The following is a 20,432-nucleotide window of genomic DNA, read 5'->3' as shown; positions in this document are numbered from 1 at the left end:
GAGGGATTCTGCCATCACCAACGCAAAAGGTGGAGACAGGGCATGAACTGGACAGACGAGCGGGTCGAGAAACTCAAGAAGCTTTGGTCGGAAGGACTGAGTGCCAGCCAGATCGCGGCGCAGCTTGGCGGGGTCAGCCGAAATGCCGTCATCGGCAAGGTGCACCGGCTGAGCCTTCCCGGCCGTGCCAAGGCCGGCGGCACAGCCACAGCGGCGCGCACGCCGAAGCGCCAGACTTCAGCGCCGCGTGCGCCGAACTACGCCTCCCGGATCACCACCCGCACCGTTACCCGCCAGCAGGGCGCAACGATGCTGAAGGAAGAGATCGAGGTCGATGCGGTCGAGGAGATGGAATATGTGCCGGCCGGCAACGTAGTCGTGCCGATTTCCCGCCGCCTTGGCCTGACGGAGCTGACTGAACGCACCTGCAAGTGGCCGGTCGGCGATCCGCTGAAGGAAGACTTCCATTTCTGCGGCTGCGAGTCCCCGGACAACTCACCCTATTGCGGCTATCATCAGAAGCTTGCCTACCAGCCGGTCAACGAACGGCGCCGGGCGGCTGCACGGGCAAGTTGAGCGGGCTGCATCCACGGACAAAAAAACGGGCCGAGTGGCCCGTTTTTTATGATCGGAGTGGGGAAGCGACCTTTGTGTTTGGCAGCAAAGCCGACCACACTTTCCGTCATCCCAGGGCTTGACCCTGGGATCCGCAACCAAGCACACCACTTCAATTGTTTCCCTGCAGTTCGATGCTATCGCGCTTCTCACAGTGCCAGCCGCATGGATCCCAGGGTCAAGCCCTGGGATGACGGAGGGGAGATGGTGCCTGGACAGGTTGGCTCTGCAGGCGCGATGGAGAGGTGGCGCCGAGACGCACAGCCCTCGCAGGCGCGATGAATTTGCGGCAAAAGCGCCGCTTCACAAGCTGCATCAGCGGGCGTTAGGCTAGAACGCCAACCCACACTCCGTCATCTCAGGGCTTGACCCTGGGATCCACAACAGGCACTCGGCTTCGATAACTTCCCTGCAGCTGAATGCCATCGTTCCTCCCGCAGCGCCAGCCGCATGGATCCCAGGGTCAAGCCCTGGGATGACGGAGGAGAGGTGGTGCCTGGATGACCGAGGTGAGGCCGTGCTGGCTCATACCCAGCGCCGGTGCGATGAAGGGCCTGGGAACCGCTGCACGGGCGGGAGCGCCGGCCACATGCACTCTCCTCAACCTCAGGCCTCCATCGAGTAACCGGCGCCGCGGACGGTGCGGATGACGTCCTGCATGTTGGAGAAATTCAGCGCCTTGCGCAGGCGGCCGACATGGACGTCGACGGTGCGTTCGTCGACATAGATGTCGTGGCCCCAGACGCCGTCGAGCAGCTGCGAGCGGGAAAAGACCCGGCCTGGCGACGACATCAGGAATTCCAGCAGGCGGAATTCGGTCGGTCCGAGGCGGACCTCGCGGCTCTTGCGGTGGACGCGATGGGTTTCGCGATCGAGCTCGATATCGCCGCATTTCAGCACCGACGACAGCACTTCAGGGCGGGCACGGCGCAGCATCGCCTTGACGCGGGCGACGAGTTCGGGGGTCGAGAACGGCTTCACGACGTAATCGTCGGCGCCGGTGGACAGCCCGCGCACGCGCTCGCTCTCCTCGCCGCGCGCCGTCAGCATGATGATCGGCAGCCGCTCGGTTTCCGGCCGCATGCGCAGGCGCCGGCAGAGTTCGATGCCGGAGACGCCGGGCAGCATCCAGTCGAGGATCAGAAGGTCGGGCGTGCGCTCCTGAAGCCTGATTTCGGCCTCGTCGCCGCGCAGGATGGTATCGACCTCGAAGCCTTCCGCTTCCAGGTTATAGCGAAGAAGTACGCTCAGGGCTTCCTCGTCTTCAACAACTGCGACTCTCGGGATCATGCGTGTCCGTCTCCTCGCGCAAAAGCCTTAAACCGGGGCGATTAAGCAGGCGTCCTGCGCATCTTCAGAAATTGGCTGCGACCTCTTTGCGCGCCCCGAACGGGCGCGCACGCAAGTGGTTGGTCCGGGCGGCTGGCCCGGTCCGCTGGTTCGTGACGATTATTCCGTCGCGGCGCCGACAGTGTTGGCGCTGTCATCCTTGGGGCGATCGCCTTCCGGCTGGGCGCCCGTTGCCATGTAGTAGATAGTCTCGGCGATGTTGGTGGCGTGGTCGCCGATGCGCTCGATGTTCTTGGCGCAGAAGAGCAGATGCGTGCAGCTCGTGATGTTGCGCGGATCTTCCATCATGTAGGTCAGCAGCTCGCGGAACAGCGACGTGTACATCGCGTCGATCTCGTTATCGCGTTCGCGGATGGCGGTCGCCTTGTCGGCGGCGCGCGTCGTATAGACGTCGAGCACTTCCTTGAGCTGGACCAGCGCCAGCTCGGACAGGTGCTCGAGACCGCGGGCGAGCTTGCGGGGAACGCCGGTGCTCTGCACGGCGATGACGCGCTTGGCTGTGTTCTTGCCGAGGTCGCCGACGCGTTCGAGATCGGCGGCGATGCGGATCGAACCCATGATTTCGCGCAGGTCTGCGGCCATCGGCTGGCGGCGGGCGATGGTGACGATCGCCTTGTCGCCGATTTCGCGCTCGGTGTGATCAAGGATCACATCGTCGGAGATGACCTTCTGCGCCAGCGCCGTGTCGCCGTTGACCAGCGCCCGGACGGATTCCGCGACCATCTGTTCGGCCAGGCCGCCCATTTCGGAAATCCGCCTGGACAGGAACTTCAGATCATCATCATAGGCAGAATAAATATGTGTCGATGCCATTGGGCTTTGTCCTCGAATAACGGGAAGGCTTCGGATCGCCGCAATCAGCCGAAGCGACCCATGATGTAGTCCTGGGTACGTGGATCGTCCGGATTGGTGAACATCTTGTCGGTGTCGTTCTCCTCGACGAGGTTGCCGAGGTGGAACATGGCGGTGCGCTGCGAAACGCGCGCGGCCTGCTGCATGGAGTGGGTGACGATGACGATCGTGTAATTCTCGCGCAGCTCGTGGATCAGTTCCTCGACCTTGGCGGTGGCGATCGGGTCAAGCGCCGAGCAGGGCTCATCCATCAGGATGACTTCCGGGCTGACGGCAACGGCGCGGGCGATGCACAAGCGCTGCTGCTGGCCGCCCGAGAGGCCGGTGCCGGACTCGTGCACGCGGTCCTTGACCTCGTTCCAGAGGCCGGCGCGCTGCAGGCTGGTCTCGACGATCTGGTCGAGATCGGCCTTCGACTTTGCGAGACCATGGATGCGCGGGCCGTAGGAGACGTTTTCGTAGATCGACTTCGGGAACGGGTTCGGCTTCTGGAAAACCATGCCGACGCGGGCGCGAAGTTCGACGACGTCGATATCCGGATCATAGACGTCGTCGCCGTCCAGCGTGATCTTGCCGGTGACGCGGCAACCCTCGATCGTGTCGTTCATGCGGTTGAGGCTTCGCAGGAAGGTCGACTTGCCGCAGCCGGAAGGACCGATCAGGGCGGTTACGGTGTTTTCGCGGATGTTCAGGTTGACATCGAAAAGCGCGCGCTTCTCGCCGTAGTATACGGAGACATCCTGTCCGATCATCTTATACGGGACGTTGCTCATCTTCTGATCCAGCGCCTTTTCAACTGCAGCTTCCGTCAACATGTTCATGATGTTTAACTCCGTTTACCAGCGGCGCTCGAAGCGACGACGCAAGAGAATGGCACCCATGTTCATGGCAACCAGGAACAGGAGCAGGACGATGATGGCACCCGAAGTACGCTCCACGAAGGCGCGTTCCGCCTCGTTCGCCCACATATAGACCTGCACGGGCAGCGCCGTCGAGGGATCGAGCGGCGTGGTCGGTGCATTGGCGACGAAAGCGACCATGCCGATCAACAGCAGCGGCGCGGTTTCACCGAGCGCGTGCGCCAGACCGATGATCGTGCCGGTGAGGATGCCGGGCATGGCAAGCGGCAGGACATGGTGGAACACCATCTGCATCTTCGAAGCGCCGAGGCCCAGGGCTGCAGCGCGGATCGAGGGCGGCACGGCGCGCAGTGCGGCGCGGGTGGCGATGATGATCGTCGGCAGGGTCATCAGCGTCAGCACCAGGCCGCCGACCAGTGAAGCCGAGCGCGGCAGACCGATGAAGTTGATGAAGACGGAGAGGCCGAGCAGACCATAGACGATCGACGGAACCGCGGCGAGGTTGTTGATGTTGACCTCGATCAGGTCCGTCAGCTTGTTCTTCGGCGCAAACTCCTCGAGGTAGATCGAGGCTGCCACGCCGATCGGCAGAGACAGAACCAGCACGATCAGCATCAGATACAGCGAGCCGATGAGGGCGACGCCGAGGCCGGCAGCCTCCGGGCGGCTGGAGTTGCCATTGACGAAGAGACCGGTGTTGAACTCCTTGGTCAGCGCACCGCTCGCCTTCAGCTCGTTCATCCAGCCGACCTGCTTGTCGCTGACCTTGCGGTTCTTCTCCTCGACCGAAAGGTCGATCTGGCCCTTGTTGGCGCTGTCGATATTAGCATCAGCGAGCAGCGTGACGTTGACGGTCTTGCCGATGATCGAAGGATCGGCGACCACCATGTCACGCAGCTGGATCGGCGCGCCCTTGGAAAGCATGGCCGTGGCCTCACGCACATCGGGACGGCTGGATGCATTGATGTTCAGCTGCTTGACGATCGCATCGCGCAGCAGAACCGGATAGTTGGCGGCGATCAGCACCGAAGGGTCGGTCGCGCGCTTGTTGTTCGGGTCGATCGTCTTCTCGGCGAATTCGATCGGCAGGGTGATCGACGTCTGCTGGAAGGCCGTGTAGCCCTTGCCGATCACCGTCCACAGCAGGATGAAGAGGAAGATGAGGCCGAAAGCGATGGCGGCGATGCCATAGGCCTGGAACCGGCGCTCGGCGGCATAGCGGCGTTTGATGCCGATATCGCGGCGCGGCGGCGCCTTGGAAATGGTTCCGGCGACGGGAGAAACAATATTCGTCATTCGTACTGCTCCCGATATTTGCGCACGATGTAGAGCGCATAGATGTTGAGGCAAAGCGTGATGCAGAACAGCGTGATGCCAAGGGCGAAGGCAACCAGTGTCTGCGGCGAGGTGAACTCAAGGTCGCCGGTGAGCTGGTTGACGATCTTCACGGTCACCGTCGTCATCGGCTCGAAGGGATTGATCTGGATGCGGGCGGCGACACCGGCGGCCAGCACGACGATCATGGTTTCGCCGATGGCGCGCGAGGCGGTCATCAGCAACGCCCCGACGATACCGGGGAGAGCCGCCGGCAGGACAACCTTCTTGATGGTTTCGGAGCGCGTGGCGCCGAGACCGAGCGAACCGTCACGCAGGGCCCGCGGCACGGCGGTGATGATGTCGTCCGACAGCGAGGAAACGTAGGGGATCAGCATGATGCCCATGACGATACCGGCTGTCAGCACGCTCTGCGCCTGGATGAAACTCGCATAATTGCCGGAGAGCAGGCCGCTGATCTGAGCGGAGAAATCGCGCAGGAACGGGCCGACGGTGACGAGGGCGAAGAAGCCGTAGACGATCGTCGGAATGCCGGCGAGCACTTCGAGAAGCGGCTTGGCGATGCCCCGCAGCTTCGGCGAGGCATATTCGGCCATATAGATGGCGGCGAAAAGGCCGACCGGCACGGCAACGAGCATGGCGACAAGGCCGATATAAAGCGTGCCCAGCAAGAGCGGGATCAGGCCGAACTGGCCGAAGGACGAGCTGCCAGCGCCGGCAAAGCGCGGATCCCAGACGGTACCGAAGAAGAATTCGTTGGCGGGAACGACCGCAAAGAAGCGCGCGGCTTCGGACAGCATGGACAGCACGATGCCCACCGTCGTCAGGATGGCGATCGACGAGGCCAGCAGCAGCCCCCATAGCATGACGCGCTCGACGCGGTTGCGGGCGCGGAAACGGGGCGCGATGGCGCGCAGCGCATAGAAAGCGCCGGCAACGGCGAGAGCGAAGACCACCGCTGTCATGGCAAGCCGGCTCGTCATGCTCATCGAATTGAGCGTCTTTGCGGCTTCGACCATGTAAGGCTGCGGCTGGCCGGCGAGCGGCACGCCCTTTTCGCTGAGCTTGGCCTGCAGCGCCGCCGGGTCGGTGGACACTGCCGCTACCTCGTCGGGAGTGAGCATCGTCAGCCCGCGCGCAACCGTCGCTACCATCGAGTAGCTCAGATCCTGCTCGACCGCGGCCTGCGCCTTGACGTCGGCAGGGAAGGCGTCGCGAACCGAGGACTGGACAATTCCAGGGCTGACGGAGAGCCAGACGCAGAGGACGATGAGGGCAGGAAGAACAGCCCAGATCGCGGCATAGGCGCCGTAATAGGCCGGCCGTGAATGCAATGCGGAGGACCTGCCTCCGGCAAGTGCTGCGGCACGGCTGCGCGCCACCAGATAGGCGGCGGCGCCGATCACCACAAGGCACAAAAGTATGACGGATGTGCTCATTCGTTACGTCCCCAGGCCCGAAGCCCCAATAAGCCCGGCGGCTGCATCAGCCTGCCTTCAGCTTCCAATCATTGGAGAAGGAAAACCCTGCAGCGAAAAAGCCGGCACGCAGGGGCATAAAGCAATGCCGGCGCGGGCTTGAAGCACCGCGCCGGCAAAGTCATTACATGGCCTTACCAGCTTCGACGTCCTTGCGGATCGCTTCGCGCTCGGCATCCGGAGCGGCAACGAGGCCGTATTCGGCGAGCGGGCCGTCAGGGCCGATCATCTGGTCGGATACGAAGAAGTTGACGTATTCCTTCAGGCCCGGAACAGCGCCGAGATGTGCCTTCTTGACGTAGAAGAACAGCGGGCGGGAAACCGGATAGGTGCCGTTGGCGATCGTTTCGGTGGACGGAACGATACCGTTCACGGTGGCGACCTTCAGCTTGTCGGCATTGTTTTCGTAGAAGGAAAGGCCAAATACTCCGACCGCGGTCTTGTTGGCAGCGATGCGAGACAGCGTTTCGGTGTAGTCACCGTCGATGTCGACTGCAGCGCCGTCCTTACGGACTGCGATGCAGGCCTTGCCCTGAGCGGCCTTGTCCGAAACGGCGGCTTTGATGACTTCTGCAGCGCCCGATGCTTCGCAGCCAGCTGCCAAGACCTTTTCCTCGAAGACTTCGCGAGTCCCGTGCTTTTCGCCCGGGATATAAGCGGCGATATCAACAGCCGGAAGCTTCGGGTTGACTTCCGACCACTTCTTGTAGGGGTTTGCGACGAGCTTGCCGTCGACGACGACCTGGGCGGCGAGGGCCTTGTAGATGTCGGCCGGAACGTAAGCGACATCGGGGTTGCCGGCATCGGTCGCGAAAACGATGCCGTCATAACCGATCTTGACTTCCTGGATATCCGTCACGCCGGCTGCCTTGCAGGCTTCGATCTCGCTTTTCTTAATAGCGCGAGATGAGTTAGCGATGTCGATGGTGTTTTCGCCGACGCCCTTGCAGAATTCCTTGAGGCCGGCGCTGGAGCCGCCGGATTCGACGATTGGCGTCTTGAAGTTGGTGAAGGTCTCGCCGAAGGACTCGGCAACGATCTTTGCGTAAGGCAGGACGGTGGACGAACCGGCAACCTGAATCTGGTCACGGGCGACGGCTGTGCCAGCGAACGCAGCAGTTGCAGCGAGCGCGGCAACGGTGAGCTTGAAGGTGTTCATTTGAATCTCCCGGGCATTGGGCTTGTGTGATGCGGCCTGTAGAGAGGCCCTCGCATTGCCTTTTTTCATCGGCGGGACTCTCTTAGCGCTGTAAGCACCGTCCTTTTATGTCAAATCGGTGAAACATTTATGACAGGTTATGTTTTTGATATCACACCTAAATTTTCAGTGATGCTGTCCGATTTCTTCCAAAAGACAGCGACGTTCGATCACCAGCCCACCTCACGTTGCAGAAACGTGCAAAGATGGGTGGTCGGTTGTAGCGCGCGTGGCTTCATTGAAGTCGTGACGTGTGATCTGCCCCTCATCCGCCTGCCGGCACCTTCTCCCCATAAACGGGGCGAATGGGATATGCCGCACCCTGTCCGTCCACCGCGAGCCTCTCGCGGGGCACGTCCCCTCTCCCCGTCAGAACGGGGAGAGGGTTAGGGTGAGGGGCAAATCACATGGCACGCCATCGCTGCCCCGGAAAGAACCCTCGCCGCCTTAACATCCATCCCCGCCTCAGAAGCGCACCGTGAAATCGGTGCCCTTGCCGACTTCGGACTTCACGATCAGCCGGGCGCGGTGGCGGGTCAGGATATGTTTGACGATGGCAAGGCCGAGGCCGGTGCCCTTCTTCGAGCGGCTGTCCTCGATGCTGACGCGATAGAAGCGTTCGGTCAGACGCGGCACGTGCTCGGCCGGGATGCCCGGCCCCTTGTCTATTATGCTGACCTCCACGGGCTGACCGGCGTCGTTCTTCAGCCAGACATCGACGATCTTGCCTTCCTGGCCATATTTGCAGGCATTCTCCATCAGGTTCTCGAAGACCTGGACAAGTTCGTCGCGGTCTCCCAGCACCTCGACCTTGCCGTCGGGCAGATGCAGGTTAATGTCGACGCCGACATCCTTGGCGAGCGGTACGAGCGAGTCGCGGACATGGCCGAGCAGCGGCACCAGATCGACCTTCTCATCCGGCGCGATGTGCGATTTCAGCTCTAGGCGGGAGAGCGACAGCAGGTCATCGACCAACCTGCTCATGCGGGTGGTCTGATCGAACATGATGCCCAGAAACTGCGCCTGGGCCTTCTGATCGTTCTTCGCCGGGCCCTGGATTGTCTCGATGAAGCCGCGCAATGAGGCAAGCGGCGTGCGCAGCTCATGGCTGGCGTTGGCGACGAAGTCCGATCGCATACGGTCGATGCGGCGGACCTCCGATATATCGCGGAAGGACAGGATGAAAAACCGCTCATGCTGCCCCTCGGCCTGGAATTCGACAGGTGCGCTTCGGACGATATAGACACGCTCGGACGGCAGCCGCTCAGAGTGCTCGATCTGGTTCGGCGCATTGGTGGCGATGGTTTCGCGCACCATGTCGAGCACGCCGGGCGAGCGAAGCCGGGCCGATATGTGGGCGCCAAGTGCCACCTCGCCGAAAGCCTTTTCGGCGGCACGGTTCTGGAAGAGCACGGAAGCGTCGTCCGACAGCACCATGACGGGAATATCGAGGCCGGCAAGCGTAGCGGAAACCTCGGGCAGGCGGCTCGGCGGCGCTTCCGGCTCCGTCTCCACCGGCTCGACGGGCTCGGCCGTAAGGACGGGCGCCTCATTGAACAGCGCGGTGAAGATCATGACGAGCAGGAGGACGAGCACGACCCACTTGTTCATCCCGGCGGCAAGAGCGGCAAGCGCGCTGAGGATGGCCGCAAGCAGCACCGGCCGTTCACGCCGGATGCGCGCCAGCAGGCTCTTTCTCCAAGGGATCTCGTCTTGCAAGTGGGCCTCGCGGCGTCGATTCGTTTTTCTTTATATTGAACTCTGCCTGATAGCGGCAATTCATGACAGAAGTTTTCGGCTGGCATGTTCCGGTGGCAAAAGCAGCAGCCGAAAACCGCGAGAAATGACCTGACGAAGGCGAAAGATTTGATTTCCAATGGCAAATATGTTCGCCTGCTACAAGGAAACGATCGACCGCAGGAGGAGCATATGGACGAGGACGTGAAAAACAGGGCGGTGGAGCTGAATATCCGGGGAACGAAACGCATCTTCGATGTCGACGATCCCGTTCTGCCTGACTGGGTCGAGGAACACGCGCTTGAATCCGGCGAATTTCCCTACAAGAAAAAGCTCAAGGAAGAGGATTATTCGGAGCAGCTGGAAAAGCTGCAGGTGGAACTCGTCAAGGTGCAATTCTGGCTGCAGGCGACCGGCAAGCGGGTGATGGCGCTGTTCGAGGGACGCGATGCGGCCGGCAAGGGCGGTGCAATCTCGGCCTCTTCCGAGAATATGAACCCACGTCTTGCGCGGGTCGTAGCCTTGACCAAACCGACAGAGCGCGAACAGGGACAATGGTATTTCCAGCGTTATGTCGCGCAGTTCCCGACCGCAGGCGAATTCGTGCTGTTCGACCGCTCGTGGTACAACCGCGCTGGCGTCGAGCCCGTCATGGGTTTCTGCACTCCGCAACAATATGAGGACTTTCTCAAGCAGGCGCCGCAGCTCGAAAAGATCATCGCCCATGAGGGCATCTTCTTCTTCAAATTTTATCTCGATATCGGTCGCGAGATGCAGCTCAAGCGTTTCCACGACCGCCGCCACGATCCGCTGAAGGTCTGGAAACTGTCTTCAATGGATATCGCGGCGCTGACGAAATGGGACGACTACAGCGACAAGCGCGACCGGATGCTGAAGGAAACCCATACGGATTTCGCGCCCTGGACGGTGATCCGCGCCAATGACAAGCGGCGGGGGCGTCTGGAATTGATCCGCCACATGCTGAACAGGATCGACTACGATGGCAAGGACAAGAAGGCGCTCGGCGAAGTCGATAACGAGATCATCGGCTCCGGCCCCGGCTTTCTGAAGTAAGCCGCCGCCCCGAGTAAAGCCGAGTCACTGCCCTGGCAGGATGCGAATGGCGAAGAGGTTGATGCCGCGCGACTTGCCGTCCAGATCGCTGTTGATCGTCAAGGTACCGGGCGAATTCGGCGCGAGCGAACGGTCGAACTTCACCTGCAGCAGCGCATCCGACTTTTCGCGGGTAACACTGAAGCGATGGCGGGCGCAGTTGCCGAGCGACTGGAAATTGCACTCGACCGTAACCTGCGTCGGCTCATCGGTGGTCGATTGCAGCGTCAGTGCGATGGTCGAGGATTTGCCGGCAAGCTGCTGCAGCACGGAGGCCGGTACGCTGACCGAAATATTGCCGTCAGCCGCACCGCTTTCGGAAATCAGGCGCAGGGCGGGGCCATCGTTCTCGGTGATGCTTTCGGTGCGCGCCCGCGGGCCGGATTTGATCTTGTCGGCCTCGTCGGGCTTGAACACCGGAATCCAATCGGCCGAAAAACTGTTTTGAGGATCGATGGTCACCGGCTGCTCGGTGTTGGTGGCCGCATTTCCGCCGCTGTCGTCGTTGCCGGTGAAGTCCTCCGGCTGGGTGCTGGCCGGCGGATTGGCGACGCTGGTGTCGCGCTCGGCCGCCGTGAGCAGCAGGCCCGACGTATAGGCCCACCAGGCGCCGATGCCGATGAAGGCCAGCAGGACGCACCAGACGAGAAGCCTCGAAAAGAACTTGCGGGGCTTGCGACGGCCTGCCGCCCGCTCCGGACGAAAATCCATATCGGCTGCGCGCTGGCCGCGCTGAAGCCGCTCATCGCCGGCCGGGGCGGCTGCGAGATGATCGGCATTGCTCGCATGCACGTCGTCGAGGCTCGACTCGTCGCTGCGGCTCATGATCACCTCGGGGGCGCGGGTCTCGCCTGCCGCCACCGGGCTATCGATCAGGCTGTCGATATCGGCCACGTCCCCCCGATGAACCGGCGGCGCCGGCATTTCGACGACCGGCGGCACCGGCACTTCAGGCGGCCTCTGGCGAGGGTGAAGACGGTCGCGCTCTTCGCTTTCGATGGCGTGGATGGTGCTTTCCAGGCGATGGCGGTGATGGGCGACAGCATCGGCATCAGTGATATCCTGCTTGCGCAGGCCGGCTTCCAGCGCCTGGCGGGCCGACTGGTAGATCCTCGCTCGAACCTCCGGATTGTCGCGATCGGCATTTTCGAGCGCTGTTCTTATGGCCGTTTCTAATCCGCTCACGTCAAGTCCTTCACTTCGAACCCGGCATCGGACCGCAATCCCCCGCCGTTCTCCATCAAAATTCGGTAGCGGCAAGTGCGGCAAACCGCAAGCCTTGCAGTCCCGCCCACCGCACATCGGCGGCAAGAATCGCCAGCTTTCTAGGCTCGCGGGCCTTACCTTGTTCTTCATGCGCGCCTGATATATCGGCCTGAAATAGACGAAGGCGTGGCGCATGCTCTTTTATCGGCTTTTCTTCTCTGTTATGAGATTGACGTTTTCGTAAACGTCAATGCGAATGGTGAGCCATGGCCCTGCCCCCGATCCTCAAGGACAAACTCAGACTGCCGGTGATCGGCTCGCCGCTCTTCATCATCTCGCATCCCGCGCTGACCTTGGCGCAATGCAAGGCTGGCGTCGTCGGCGCCTTTCCGGCGCTGAACGCCCGGCCCGAAAGCCAGCTCGACGAATGGCTGGCCGAGATCACCGAGGAGCTTGCCCGTCACGACGCCGCCCATCCGGAAAAGCCGGCCGCACCCTTCGCCGTCAACCAGATCGTCCACATGTCGAACAAGCGGCTGGAGCATGACCTGTCGCTCTGCGTCAAATACAAGGTGCCGATCGTCATCTCCTCGCTCGGCGCTGTGCCGGAGGTCAATGCCGCTGTGCATTCCTATGGCGGCATCGTGCTCCACGACATTATCAACAACCGCCACGCCCATTCGGCGATCCGCAAGGGTGCGGACGGGCTGATTGCGGTGGCATCGGGTGCCGGCGGCCATGCCGGCACGCTGTCGCCTTTCGCGCTCGTCCAGGAAATCCGCGAATGGTTCGACGGGCCGCTGCTGCTTGCCGGCGCGATCGCGACCGGGGGCGCCATTCTGGCCGCAGAAGCGATGGGCGCCGACATGGCCTATATCGGCTCGCCCTTCATCGCGACAGAAGAGGCGCGCGCTGCGCCCGCCTACAAGCAGGCGATCGTCGACGGGGCAGCCAACGACATCGTCTACTCCAACTATTTCACCGGCGTGCACGGCAACTATCTCAAGCCTTCCATCGTTGCCGCCGGCATGGACCCCGACAACCTGCCCGTCGCCGACCCTTCCAAGATGGATTTCGAGCAGGCCACCGGCGGCGCCAAGGCCTGGAAGGACATATGGGGCAGCGGCCAGGGCATCGGCGCCGTCAAGGCGGTGGAGCCGGTGGCAAATCTCGTCGACCGGCTGGAGGCCGAATATAGGGCCGCCCGCGCCAGGCTGGCGCTCTGAGGGTCTTCCACACCCTCCCCTCTTTTTTGCCGAAGGCATGACAGGGTGCTTGAAATCTTCAGACAATGCCTGTATCAGCGCCATGCAAATCGCAGGCCGCACGCTTCGGCCGCCAGATGCCGCTTTAGCTCAGTCGGTAGAGCACATCATTCGTAATGATGGGGTCACGTGTTCGAGTCACGTAAGCGGCACCATTTTTCTCCTTACGCCATTGAAATAGTGTCCAGTTTTCCTCTTGGTCTATGCACAATCCACCTTTCAGCCCACCTTGCGAGGCGCGGTAGGAACAAACACATGATTTCGTGAGGCTACCAAAACTGGACTGCGTGCGCGTCGTGCGCGCGCCAGCTAGATTGGTTTCGATCACCAGTGGGAAAGCGCTTCTGTCATTGCCTCGCGATCATGCGCGATATGCCGCACCCAAGCAACGGCACTATCGCTCGAGCAAGCGACAGTCCCTCCCGTTGCCTGCTCCGGCAGATCCGTACGAATTTCTTAGCAGGAGACCTTCACGACGCACACTGCCGAACCTCATGCGGCGATTCTACTTACCGATCACCGCACTATAGAAGCTTAAGACTTCACGGGTCGACTATTTCACTTTCTATGCTTAGATCGTACCATGAAGGGATCAATCAAGGCGGCCGCTTTACTACAAAGAGAACTCGGGGATTGGTGGCAGGATGATCGTCGCCACTGGTGCGCCTATTGCGGCATTCCCATGCGGCAGAAGTTCGGGTTAGGTCGCCCCATTCCCGACACTAGGGCGACGCGTGATCATCTTGTGCCGAAGGCGCACGGAAGCGGCGGCCTCACGATTCCAGCCTGCCATGGGTGCAACCGCTCCAAAGGTGCTTTGTCGCTCGCAGAGTTTCTGTGCAGCCAGCACTTCGCCGAAGTGAGGCGGCGAAAACACCGCAATAAATGGCCTATCCATGACCTGTTGTTGGCGTCTGCTCTGGCGTCTCTCCAGCAGGCCGAAAAGCTGCTGAACCCGCCTGTGGCCAACGAAACAGCAAACTACAGTCGGTTGCCGGTCGACCGGGTGAAGCGGTCCCGCTCGAAAAACCTCATCAAGCAACCGAAGACAATGGTCAGTAGCCTACGCATTCCGGGGCAGTACGAAGAACGCCGGTCAAGATAGCGAAGAAGTCGCAACATTGGTTGCGCCGCCTGTTCGAAGCATATCCCGCGCACCGGCTTCTCTTTGGCCGCACTTGAACGCAGCTTTGCATTCGCCCTTTCCGCCGATGCCTCTGTAGGTTTGGCTCTGGGCTTTTTTCGCACAACGATAAGATCTCTGTACGCTACGGTACCGGAACTGCTGGGACCGGAGCGAAGTTGTTTCGTCTGGATCGCGCAGCGGGAGTCTCCTGTCTCCGCGCGCACCCCTTTGTAGTCTGCGCGATCCAATCTTTTTTCTCAGCTTCAGGCAACTCGGTAGATGATCTTTCCCCCTAGCCCCCAGGACACGCTCTTATTGTTGGACTTCTGGATTCCAACTTTACCGGGAACTTTCGGCCTACGCTGTTGTTTTCCTGGCGGGCCGCACGCGGCAGTCTTCTGCCCTGCTACACCCCCATTTGGCAGTCGTCGTGCGGTCCCACCTTCACGCTTTCGGGCGAAGGCACGGCAAGCGTGACAAATGCAACGGGCGCTGTGAAACCAACGGCGCGTTTCCTCGTTCACTGGCGGAATGGCTGTCGGGAGAATACTGGATGAAGCTGGTGTCGTTCCACTATGCGGGGCCGAACGAACCCCTCATCTTCATCAATCCTGAGCATGTTGTTGCCGTTCGACCGTTCCCGAACACCACACACATCTATGTTTCCGCGCTCCAGAATCATGGAGGCCCCAGTTATTATCCCGTCAGAGAGACGATCGATGACGTCGTCAAGCGACTGAGCGGTTAGGCGAGCGCTATTGCCGGTGTTGTTGGGGTGACGCAGTAAAGGAACAATCGGCGGGCTTTCCTTCAACCCGCCGTCGCGTTTGCAAGCAAGGTGTCGCGGGATTTAGGTCGCGACCTGCCTCTGTTGTGTCAGGCGCTTGCCGACGGTTTGGCCAGGCAGCTCGATGAACTTGTAGCCCATGAAGGACAGGACATAGACGACAGGGACCGTCACGATGAGCGTCGCCAGCCAGCGAGCAGGATTGCTGAGGTCGGTATTGCCGATCAGCCAGGCGATGACCGGCTGCATGATGAGCAGGTGAATCAAATAGGCTCCGAACGAAAGTTCCCCGAGATTTCGGAAGAATGTGTTGCCGAGAACCGAATTGACCGAGCGGGAATAATGGCCGGCGGAACCCGGAAACCGATCCGCATGCACCAGGGCAAAGAACAGCACAACGATCCCGACGCGGACGCTTTCGTGCAGCACGGTCACGTCGCCGCCGAGAGGGATGAGGACCAGCAGAGCCGAAATAGCAAAAGCCAGGTAGGCTCTGCCGCGTGGCATCCACAATGCACCCGCAAGCAGCATGCCGGCGGCGAAGATGTGCATCTTCAGCGGGAGGAACGACGGCATCGGGAAGCGGAAGCCGAGGCGATGGACCACCAAGGCGGCAGCGGCGGCCAAGCCGACGGTGACGAGCATGCCCTTGAGCCAACCCAGACGCCCGAGAACGATCATGATGAAAGGCAAGGCCACATAGAATTGCATTTCGAGGCCGATGCTCCAGTCCGGCAGCGCCGTGCGGAAGGCGTGGGCTGGGGACAAGCCGAACAGGAAGGATAGATGCATCAGGTAGTTGCCCAGGCTGTCGTCCAGATAGCGAGATGCGGCTTGCGGCGGATTGCCATTGAAAGCGTCAATGACCATCCTTGCCTGATAGATCTCGGATCCGGCGATGAGAGCAATCACCAGCATGACGTAATAAAGCGGTGCGATGCGGAAGAACCGGCGCGTCCAGAAGATCCCCCATGTTTGCGGGCTCTCCCACGGCTCCCTGGCTTTTCGCCTCTGATAATGGAACACCATCAGGAAGCCGGAGAGCATGATAAAGAGGTCGACCCCCAGCTCCGGGTCTCCGATAATCGGCACCTTGAACCCTGTCAGGATGTGCGCATGTCCGATCAGCACCCATAGCGCTGCCAAACCACGCAAACCATCCAGGCATTCAATGCGTTTGCCGCCCTTCATCGCATCCATGAGATACCTCTATCCATTCGTATCCGCGGGCAGGGTTAGCATCTTCGACGGCAACCGGATAGTGTTAAGCAGAATTTAATGGGCCGCCGCACAACTTGCACGGGTTAACAGTCGATAACGGGCGGCTGGAGTCATGCTGCCAGCTTTGTCCTTCCGATTGCGAGAACGGAAAGGAACATGCCGCTCCCCAACAGGTTTCCCCTCGAGACAACGAGGATGGAGAAGACCATGTCCTGCAAACTCATCGCGATATCCCTCCTTTCCATCGGCCTTGCCGGTTCGGCCCTGGCCCAGACGGCCGGTGGGGCGAATTCCAGCGGGCGGCTTTCGGTGGCGCCCGTCATCGGCGGGTCGGGCAGTTCCGGCGCTGGCTCGGCTGGTACCGGCTCCGCCGGTACAGGGTCAGTGGGCTCGGGGTCCATCGGCACCGATCCGGGCACGACCGGCAGCACCACCGGCTCTGGCGGTGTCGATCTCAACAGCGGCCGCAGCACCATCAATCCCGGCGGCGTCAATCCGGATCTCCAGCAGACACCTGGCTGCACCGACGGTAGCGGTTCGATGAGCGAGGCATGCCAGCAGTAGGGAGGGGGCGAGCGCCCAGCTCCTGACAAATCAAGGCCCGGCAATGACGACGCCGGGCCCTCATCGTTGCAGCCGCCGCCCCTGACGTCGCGCAAAAACGGCGCCCCCCCACGAGAATTGCTTTACCGGCCGGCACCGAGGTCGTACAAGAACAGCATCCCTCCGCACATGGCGATCGCCACACCCAGCCAGCCTGCCGATATTTTCCGGCGTCCGCGGAGCACCCGAAGAGGATCGTCATGTCGAATGCAGCGCATCGCTCGAACCGCGTGCTCGTCGTCGCCACAATCATGCTCGCGACATTCATGGTTGCCATCGAGGCGACGATCGTGGCGACCGCGATGCCTCGCATCGTTGGACAGCTCGGCGGCTTTTCCTATTACAGCTGGGTGTTTTCGGCCTTCCTGCTGGCGCAGTCGACGACCACGGTCATCTACGGCAAGCTTTCCGATATTTTCGGGCGCAAGCCGGTGCTGATCGGCGGCATCCTGATCTTTCTCGCCGGCTCTCTGCTCTGCGGCCTCGCCTGGTCGATGATGTCGCTGGTGTTCTTCCGGCTCTTGCAGGGGCTCGGCGCCGGCGCGATCCAGCCGGTGACGATGACCATTATCGGCGATCTCTTCAAGCTCGAGGAACGCGGCCGCGTGCAGGGCGCGATGGCAACCATCTGGGCGACGTCGGCCGTCGTCGGACCGCTTGCCGGCGGCATTATCGTCGACAGCTTTTCCTGGGCCTGGATCTTCTGGATCAACCTGCCGATCGGCATCGTCTCGATCGTCGCTTTCATGGTCTTCCTGAAGGAGGACATCGCGCACAAGCAGGCAAGGATCGATTACCTCGGATCGGTGCTGTTCTCGATCTCGATCGTCGCACTGCTCATCATGCTGACGGAAACAAAAGCGAGCGCCTGGATCCTGCTGTCGCTTTTCGCCCTCTTCATCGTCTCAGGCATTTTCTTCCTCGCCCAGGAGAAAAGGGCGCCGGAGCCGATCATTTCGATCGCACTCTGGAGCCGCCGGCTGATCGCGACCAGCAATGCGGCCACCCTGCTTGCCGGCATGGCGCTGATCGGACTTTCCACCATCCTGCCGATCTATGTGCAGGGCGTGCTCGGCCGCTCCCCTGTTGTCGCCGGCTTTACGCTCACCATGCTGATCGTCGGCTGGCCTTTGGCGGTGATTCTCTCCAGCCGCTTCTACAGGGCCTTTGGCATCCGCCGCACCTTGCGCGTCGGGAGCCTGATGTTTCCGTTCGGCGCCTGCTTCCTTCTGTTCCTGACGCCCGAAAGCTCGCCTGTTCTGGCCGGCGCCGGCTCCTTCTTCATGGGTTTCGGCATGGGCCTCATCAGCCTGACGAGCATCGTACTGGTGCAGGACAGTGTCGAATGGTCGATGCGCGGCAGCGCCACGGCCTCAATCATCTTTGCCCGCAGCCTCGGCAACACTCTCGGCGCCACCGTGCTCGGCGCCATCCTGAACGCCGGCATCAGCCACCATGCCAGTGGCGAAACGGCTGCCGCCCTGCACAATGCGCTGAACCAGCCGACCGGGCTCGCGGCGCTCGCCGCCGATCCTGCGATCCGAACCATCTTCGACGCCGCCCTGCACTGGAGCTTCTGGGGCGTGGTCGTCGTCGCGGTGCTGACCTTCTTCACCACCTGGCTGATACCCGTCGGTCACCGCCAGACGCGCGAAGAGCCGGCGGCGGCAAGCGAGGCGGCCTCGCACTAGCGGACTTCCAGTTCATCACGGGTGCCTGGATGTGAGCTAGCGGCGGTTGTCCAAAACGCGCAGGATCAGGTTCCGTCTTCCCTTGCGCTGGACAAGATCGATATCGCTGACGAGCTTGGCGCCGCCCTTGCGCCGCTCGAGGGTGATCTTGCGGCTATGGAAGGCTTCCAGCTCGGCGCGATGCGCCACGCTGATGATGGTGACCGTCGGCATTTCATTGATCACCGTCTCCATCATCTTGTCCTGGCTCTTCTCATCGAGCGCCGAGGTTGCTTCGTCGAGCACGATAATATCGGGATGGTGCAATAGCAGCCGCGCAAAGGCGAGCCGCTGCTTTTCGCCGCCCGAGAGAATCTGGTCCCATGGCGCGTCCTCCTCGATCTTTTCCCTCAGATAATCCAGTCCCACCTTGGCAAGGGCGGCCCTGATTTCCTCGGGCGTCCAGCTGTCGGCGGCGCGGGGGTAGGCCACGGCGCGGCGAAGCGTCCCGGACGGAATATAGGGCCGCTGCGGCAACATGAACAGGCGGCGGTCGCCGTGGAAATCGACGCTGCCGTGACCCCAGGGCCAAAGACCGGCGATGGCACGCACCAGCGTGCTCTTGCCCGAGCCGGATTCGCCTGCCACGAGCACCCGCTCGCCCGGCGCGATCTCGACCTGGGTTTCCTTGACCACCGCGGTGCCGTCATCGAGAGATACCGAGAGATCATTCAAGTTCAGGATCGCATTGCCCTCAGTTTCACCGTGCTTGATGCGTCCGAGAGTGTCGCTCTGTTCGGCGCGCTCGAGACCGTCGAGCGACATCATCAGCGAGGCGACGCGCCGCGCGCAGGCGTTCCAGTCGGCAAGACGCGGGTAGTTGTCGACCAGCCATCCGAACGCAGTCTGAACGATGGCGAAGGCGGAGGCAGCCTGCATGACCTCGCCAAGCGTCATACCGCCTGCCAGAAACTTCGGCGCGCATAGCAGGAGCGGCACGACAGGCGCAATCAGCATCGATCCGTGCGAGACGAAGGTCGTGCGCATGTGCTGGCGCGCAAGCAGCGCCCATTGCCTGAGCACATTGGAAAATGTCTTGTCGAGGTCGCTACGCTCCTCTTCCTCTCCGCCAAGCAAGGCGATGCTCTCGCCGTTTTCCCGCACACGGGTCAGCGTGTAACGGAGCTCAGCTTCCACCTGGTTCTTGACCTCGGAAACCCTGACGAAGTGGCGGCCGATGACGGCGATCACGGTTGAGGTGATCACGGCATAGAGAACCGCAGTGACGACGAGAAAGCCGGGAATGGTGATAGTCGACCCTGCGACCGGAAGGGTGAGCGCTCCGCCGATCGTCCAAAGCACCACGATGAAGGTCGAGGCCGACAGAAATGCCGAAATGACGCCGGCGATGAAATCGACCGGCGCTTCGGTGGCAATCCGCAAATCCTCCGAGATGCGCGCCTCGGGATTTTTGTGATCGCCGCCGATCAGGTTCAGCTGATAATAGCGGCCGTTGGCGAGCCAGCGAGCGATCACCGCCGCCGTTAGCCAGGACCGCCAGCGGCGCTGAATCATCATACGGACATAGACTTGTGCGGTGACAAGGGCGACGCTTCCGAGCACCAGCGGCACGAATACGGCGCTCAGGTAATAGACGGTGGCGGCGTCGTGTCGCTCGATGGCATCGAAGATCCCGCGGTTCCAGCGATTGATCCCATATTGAAAGCCGACATTCATGCAGATCATCACCAACAGGCCGATGGAGCACGGCCATGCAAGCCTGTCGCCACTGCTGCCCCAGTAGCGGCGGGCGCTGATCCAGAAACGCCTCAGCAAATATCGCTTGCGTGCCTGCTCGGCCTCCTCAGGCGTGAGCTCCGGACTGGGTTCGATGACATCCGGCGGCGGCGCGATCTCGACAGTCGAAGCCCTCTCCTGGCGCGACTTCTCGGCACCGTCCTGCTCGGTGCCTTCGACCGATTTCGGGTTGAGTTTAACGTCGGTCATAAGCACGAT

At 61.5% G+C, this 20,432-nt stretch carries 17 protein-coding genes and 1 tRNA gene; 8 read left to right on the top strand and 10 right to left on the bottom strand.

Annotation, left to right across the window (positions count from 1 at the left end; genetic code table 11):
• Window positions 1-42 precede the first annotated feature (42 nt).
• Window positions 43-576 carry a GcrA family cell cycle regulator gene (locus J2J98_RS02505; protein ID WP_064711717.1) on the top strand — a complete coding sequence of 178 codons (534 nt, stop codon included), beginning with the start codon at window positions 43-45 and terminating at the stop codon, window positions 574-576.
• Window positions 577-1,221: 645 nt separating this feature from the next.
• Here the strand turns inward: J2J98_RS02505 and phoB are convergent.
• From phoB to phoR, 7 genes are all read right to left on the bottom strand, one after another.
• On the bottom strand, window positions 1,222-1,905 hold the full coding sequence (phoB, locus tag J2J98_RS02500; RefSeq protein ID WP_004672768.1) for a phosphate regulon transcriptional regulator PhoB: 684 nt from the start codon (window positions 1,903-1,905) through the stop codon (window positions 1,222-1,224).
• A gap of 159 nt (window positions 1,906-2,064) precedes the next feature.
• A complete protein-coding gene (gene phoU / locus J2J98_RS02495; RefSeq protein ID WP_004672769.1) occupies window positions 2,065-2,778 on the bottom strand; it encodes a phosphate signaling complex protein PhoU in 714 nt (237 codons plus the stop codon).
• Window positions 2,779-2,822: 44 nt separating this feature from the next.
• A complete protein-coding gene (gene pstB, locus J2J98_RS02490) occupies window positions 2,823-3,638 on the bottom strand; it encodes a phosphate ABC transporter ATP-binding protein PstB (protein ID WP_064709746.1) in 816 nt (271 codons plus the stop codon).
• 15 nt (window positions 3,639-3,653) lie between these two features.
• Window positions 3,654-4,973, bottom strand: a complete 1,320-nt coding sequence (gene pstA, locus J2J98_RS02485) for a phosphate ABC transporter permease PstA (RefSeq protein WP_064709745.1) — start codon at window positions 4,971-4,973, stop codon at window positions 3,654-3,656.
• Window positions 4,970-6,451: a phosphate ABC transporter permease subunit PstC gene (pstC, locus tag J2J98_RS02480; protein ID WP_207602265.1), complete on the bottom strand. Its 1,482-nt coding sequence runs from the start codon at window positions 6,449-6,451 to the stop codon at window positions 4,970-4,972. The genes pstA and pstC overlap by 4 nt, the downstream gene beginning before the upstream one ends.
• Window positions 6,452-6,614: 163 nt before the next feature.
• Window positions 6,615-7,649, bottom strand: coding sequence for a substrate-binding domain-containing protein (locus J2J98_RS02475; RefSeq protein ID WP_138395419.1), 1,035 nt, complete (start codon window positions 7,647-7,649; stop codon window positions 6,615-6,617).
• A gap of 504 nt (window positions 7,650-8,153) precedes the next feature.
• A complete protein-coding gene (gene phoR / locus J2J98_RS02470; protein ID WP_207603066.1) occupies window positions 8,154-9,374 on the bottom strand; it encodes a phosphate regulon sensor histidine kinase PhoR in 1,221 nt (406 codons plus the stop codon).
• A 243-nt stretch (window positions 9,375-9,617) separates the two neighbouring features.
• Between phoR and ppk2 the strand changes: the two genes are divergently transcribed.
• Entirely contained in the window at window positions 9,618-10,499 is an 882-nt protein-coding gene (gene ppk2, locus J2J98_RS02465; RefSeq protein WP_064709742.1) for a polyphosphate kinase 2, read from the top strand.
• Window positions 10,500-10,523: 24 nt separating this feature from the next.
• On the opposite strand, the gene J2J98_RS02460 is transcribed toward ppk2, so the two are convergent.
• A complete protein-coding gene (locus J2J98_RS02460; RefSeq protein WP_138395418.1) occupies window positions 10,524-11,723 on the bottom strand; it encodes a regulator in 1,200 nt (399 codons plus the stop codon).
• Window positions 11,724-12,010: 287 nt separating this feature from the next.
• On the opposite strand from J2J98_RS02460, the gene J2J98_RS02455 reads away from it, so the two are divergent.
• The 4 genes from J2J98_RS02455 (at window position 12,011) to J2J98_RS02440 (ending at window position 14,883) form a co-directional block, all read left to right on the top strand.
• Window positions 12,011-12,970, top strand: coding sequence for an NAD(P)H-dependent flavin oxidoreductase (locus J2J98_RS02455; protein ID WP_064709740.1), 960 nt, complete (start codon window positions 12,011-12,013; stop codon window positions 12,968-12,970).
• Between the two features lie 118 nt (window positions 12,971-13,088).
• A tRNA-Thr gene (locus tag J2J98_RS02450) sits at window positions 13,089-13,164 on the top strand.
• A 428-nt stretch (window positions 13,165-13,592) separates the two neighbouring features.
• The gene (locus tag J2J98_RS02445) at window positions 13,593-14,114 is read left to right on the top strand and encodes an HNH endonuclease (protein WP_207602264.1); all 522 of its coding nucleotides are present in this window, start codon (window positions 13,593-13,595) and stop codon (window positions 14,112-14,114) included.
• A 574-nt stretch (window positions 14,115-14,688) separates the two neighbouring features.
• Window positions 14,689-14,883 (top strand): hypothetical protein, encoded by a 195-nt coding sequence (locus J2J98_RS02440; RefSeq protein ID WP_207602263.1) that lies wholly within the window; start codon window positions 14,689-14,691, stop codon window positions 14,881-14,883.
• Between the two features lie 102 nt (window positions 14,884-14,985).
• On the opposite strand, the gene J2J98_RS02435 is transcribed toward J2J98_RS02440, so the two are convergent.
• Complete coding sequence (locus J2J98_RS02435; RefSeq protein WP_207602262.1) at window positions 14,986-16,122, bottom strand: acyltransferase family protein; 1,137 nt, start codon at window positions 16,120-16,122, stop codon at window positions 14,986-14,988.
• A 228-nt stretch (window positions 16,123-16,350) separates the two neighbouring features.
• On the opposite strand from J2J98_RS02435, the gene J2J98_RS02430 reads away from it, so the two are divergent.
• On the top strand, window positions 16,351-16,707 hold the full coding sequence (locus J2J98_RS02430; protein WP_064707856.1) for a hypothetical protein: 357 nt from the start codon (window positions 16,351-16,353) through the stop codon (window positions 16,705-16,707).
• A gap of 239 nt (window positions 16,708-16,946) precedes the next feature.
• Window positions 16,947-18,437 (top strand): MDR family MFS transporter, encoded by a 1,491-nt coding sequence (locus J2J98_RS02425; protein WP_207602261.1) that lies wholly within the window; start codon window positions 16,947-16,949, stop codon window positions 18,435-18,437.
• Between the two features lie 36 nt (window positions 18,438-18,473).
• On the opposite strand, the gene J2J98_RS02420 is transcribed toward J2J98_RS02425, so the two are convergent.
• On the bottom strand, window positions 18,474-20,423 hold the full coding sequence (locus J2J98_RS02420; protein WP_064711726.1) for an ABC transporter ATP-binding protein/permease: 1,950 nt from the start codon (window positions 20,421-20,423) through the stop codon (window positions 18,474-18,476).
• Window positions 20,424-20,432: the final 9 nt, after the last annotated feature.

Source organism: Rhizobium bangladeshense, from assembly GCF_017357245.1.
GTDB lineage: Bacteria > Pseudomonadota > Alphaproteobacteria > Rhizobiales > Rhizobiaceae > Rhizobium > Rhizobium bangladeshense.
The sequence above is the reverse complement of the archived record's forward strand: the minus strand, read 5'-3'. Positions and strand labels throughout refer to the sequence as shown.

Coding starts and splice junctions, on each gene's coding strand:
- J2J98_RS02505 (WP_064711717.1), top strand. CDS start 43: ATGAACTGGACAGACGAGCGGGTCGAGAAACTCAAGAAGCTTTGGTCG.
- phoB (WP_004672768.1), bottom strand. CDS start 1,905: ATGATCCCGAGAGTCGCAGTTGTTGAAGACGAGGAAGCCCTGAGCGTA.
- phoU (WP_004672769.1), bottom strand. CDS start 2,778: ATGGCATCGACACATATTTATTCTGCCTATGATGATGATCTGAAGTTC.
- pstB (WP_064709746.1), bottom strand. CDS start 3,638: ATGAACATGTTGACGGAAGCTGCAGTTGAAAAGGCGCTGGATCAGAAG.
- pstA (WP_064709745.1), bottom strand. CDS start 4,973: ATGACGAATATTGTTTCTCCCGTCGCCGGAACCATTTCCAAGGCGCCG.
- pstC (WP_207602265.1), bottom strand. CDS start 6,451: ATGAGCACATCCGTCATACTTTTGTGCCTTGTGGTGATCGGCGCCGCC.
- J2J98_RS02475 (WP_138395419.1), bottom strand. CDS start 7,649: ATGAACACCTTCAAGCTCACCGTTGCCGCGCTCGCTGCAACTGCTGCG.
- ppk2 (WP_064709742.1), top strand. CDS start 9,618: ATGGACGAGGACGTGAAAAACAGGGCGGTGGAGCTGAATATCCGGGGA.
- J2J98_RS02455 (WP_064709740.1), top strand. CDS start 12,011: ATGGCCCTGCCCCCGATCCTCAAGGACAAACTCAGACTGCCGGTGATC.
- J2J98_RS02445 (WP_207602264.1), top strand. CDS start 13,593: ATGAAGGGATCAATCAAGGCGGCCGCTTTACTACAAAGAGAACTCGGG.
- J2J98_RS02440 (WP_207602263.1), top strand. CDS start 14,689: ATGAAGCTGGTGTCGTTCCACTATGCGGGGCCGAACGAACCCCTCATC.
- J2J98_RS02435 (WP_207602262.1), bottom strand. CDS start 16,122: ATGGATGCGATGAAGGGCGGCAAACGCATTGAATGCCTGGATGGTTTG.
- J2J98_RS02430 (WP_064707856.1), top strand. CDS start 16,351: ATGTCCTGCAAACTCATCGCGATATCCCTCCTTTCCATCGGCCTTGCC.
- J2J98_RS02425 (WP_207602261.1), top strand. CDS start 16,947: ATGTCGAATGCAGCGCATCGCTCGAACCGCGTGCTCGTCGTCGCCACA.
- J2J98_RS02420 (WP_064711726.1), bottom strand. CDS start 20,423: ATGACCGACGTTAAACTCAACCCGAAATCGGTCGAAGGCACCGAGCAG.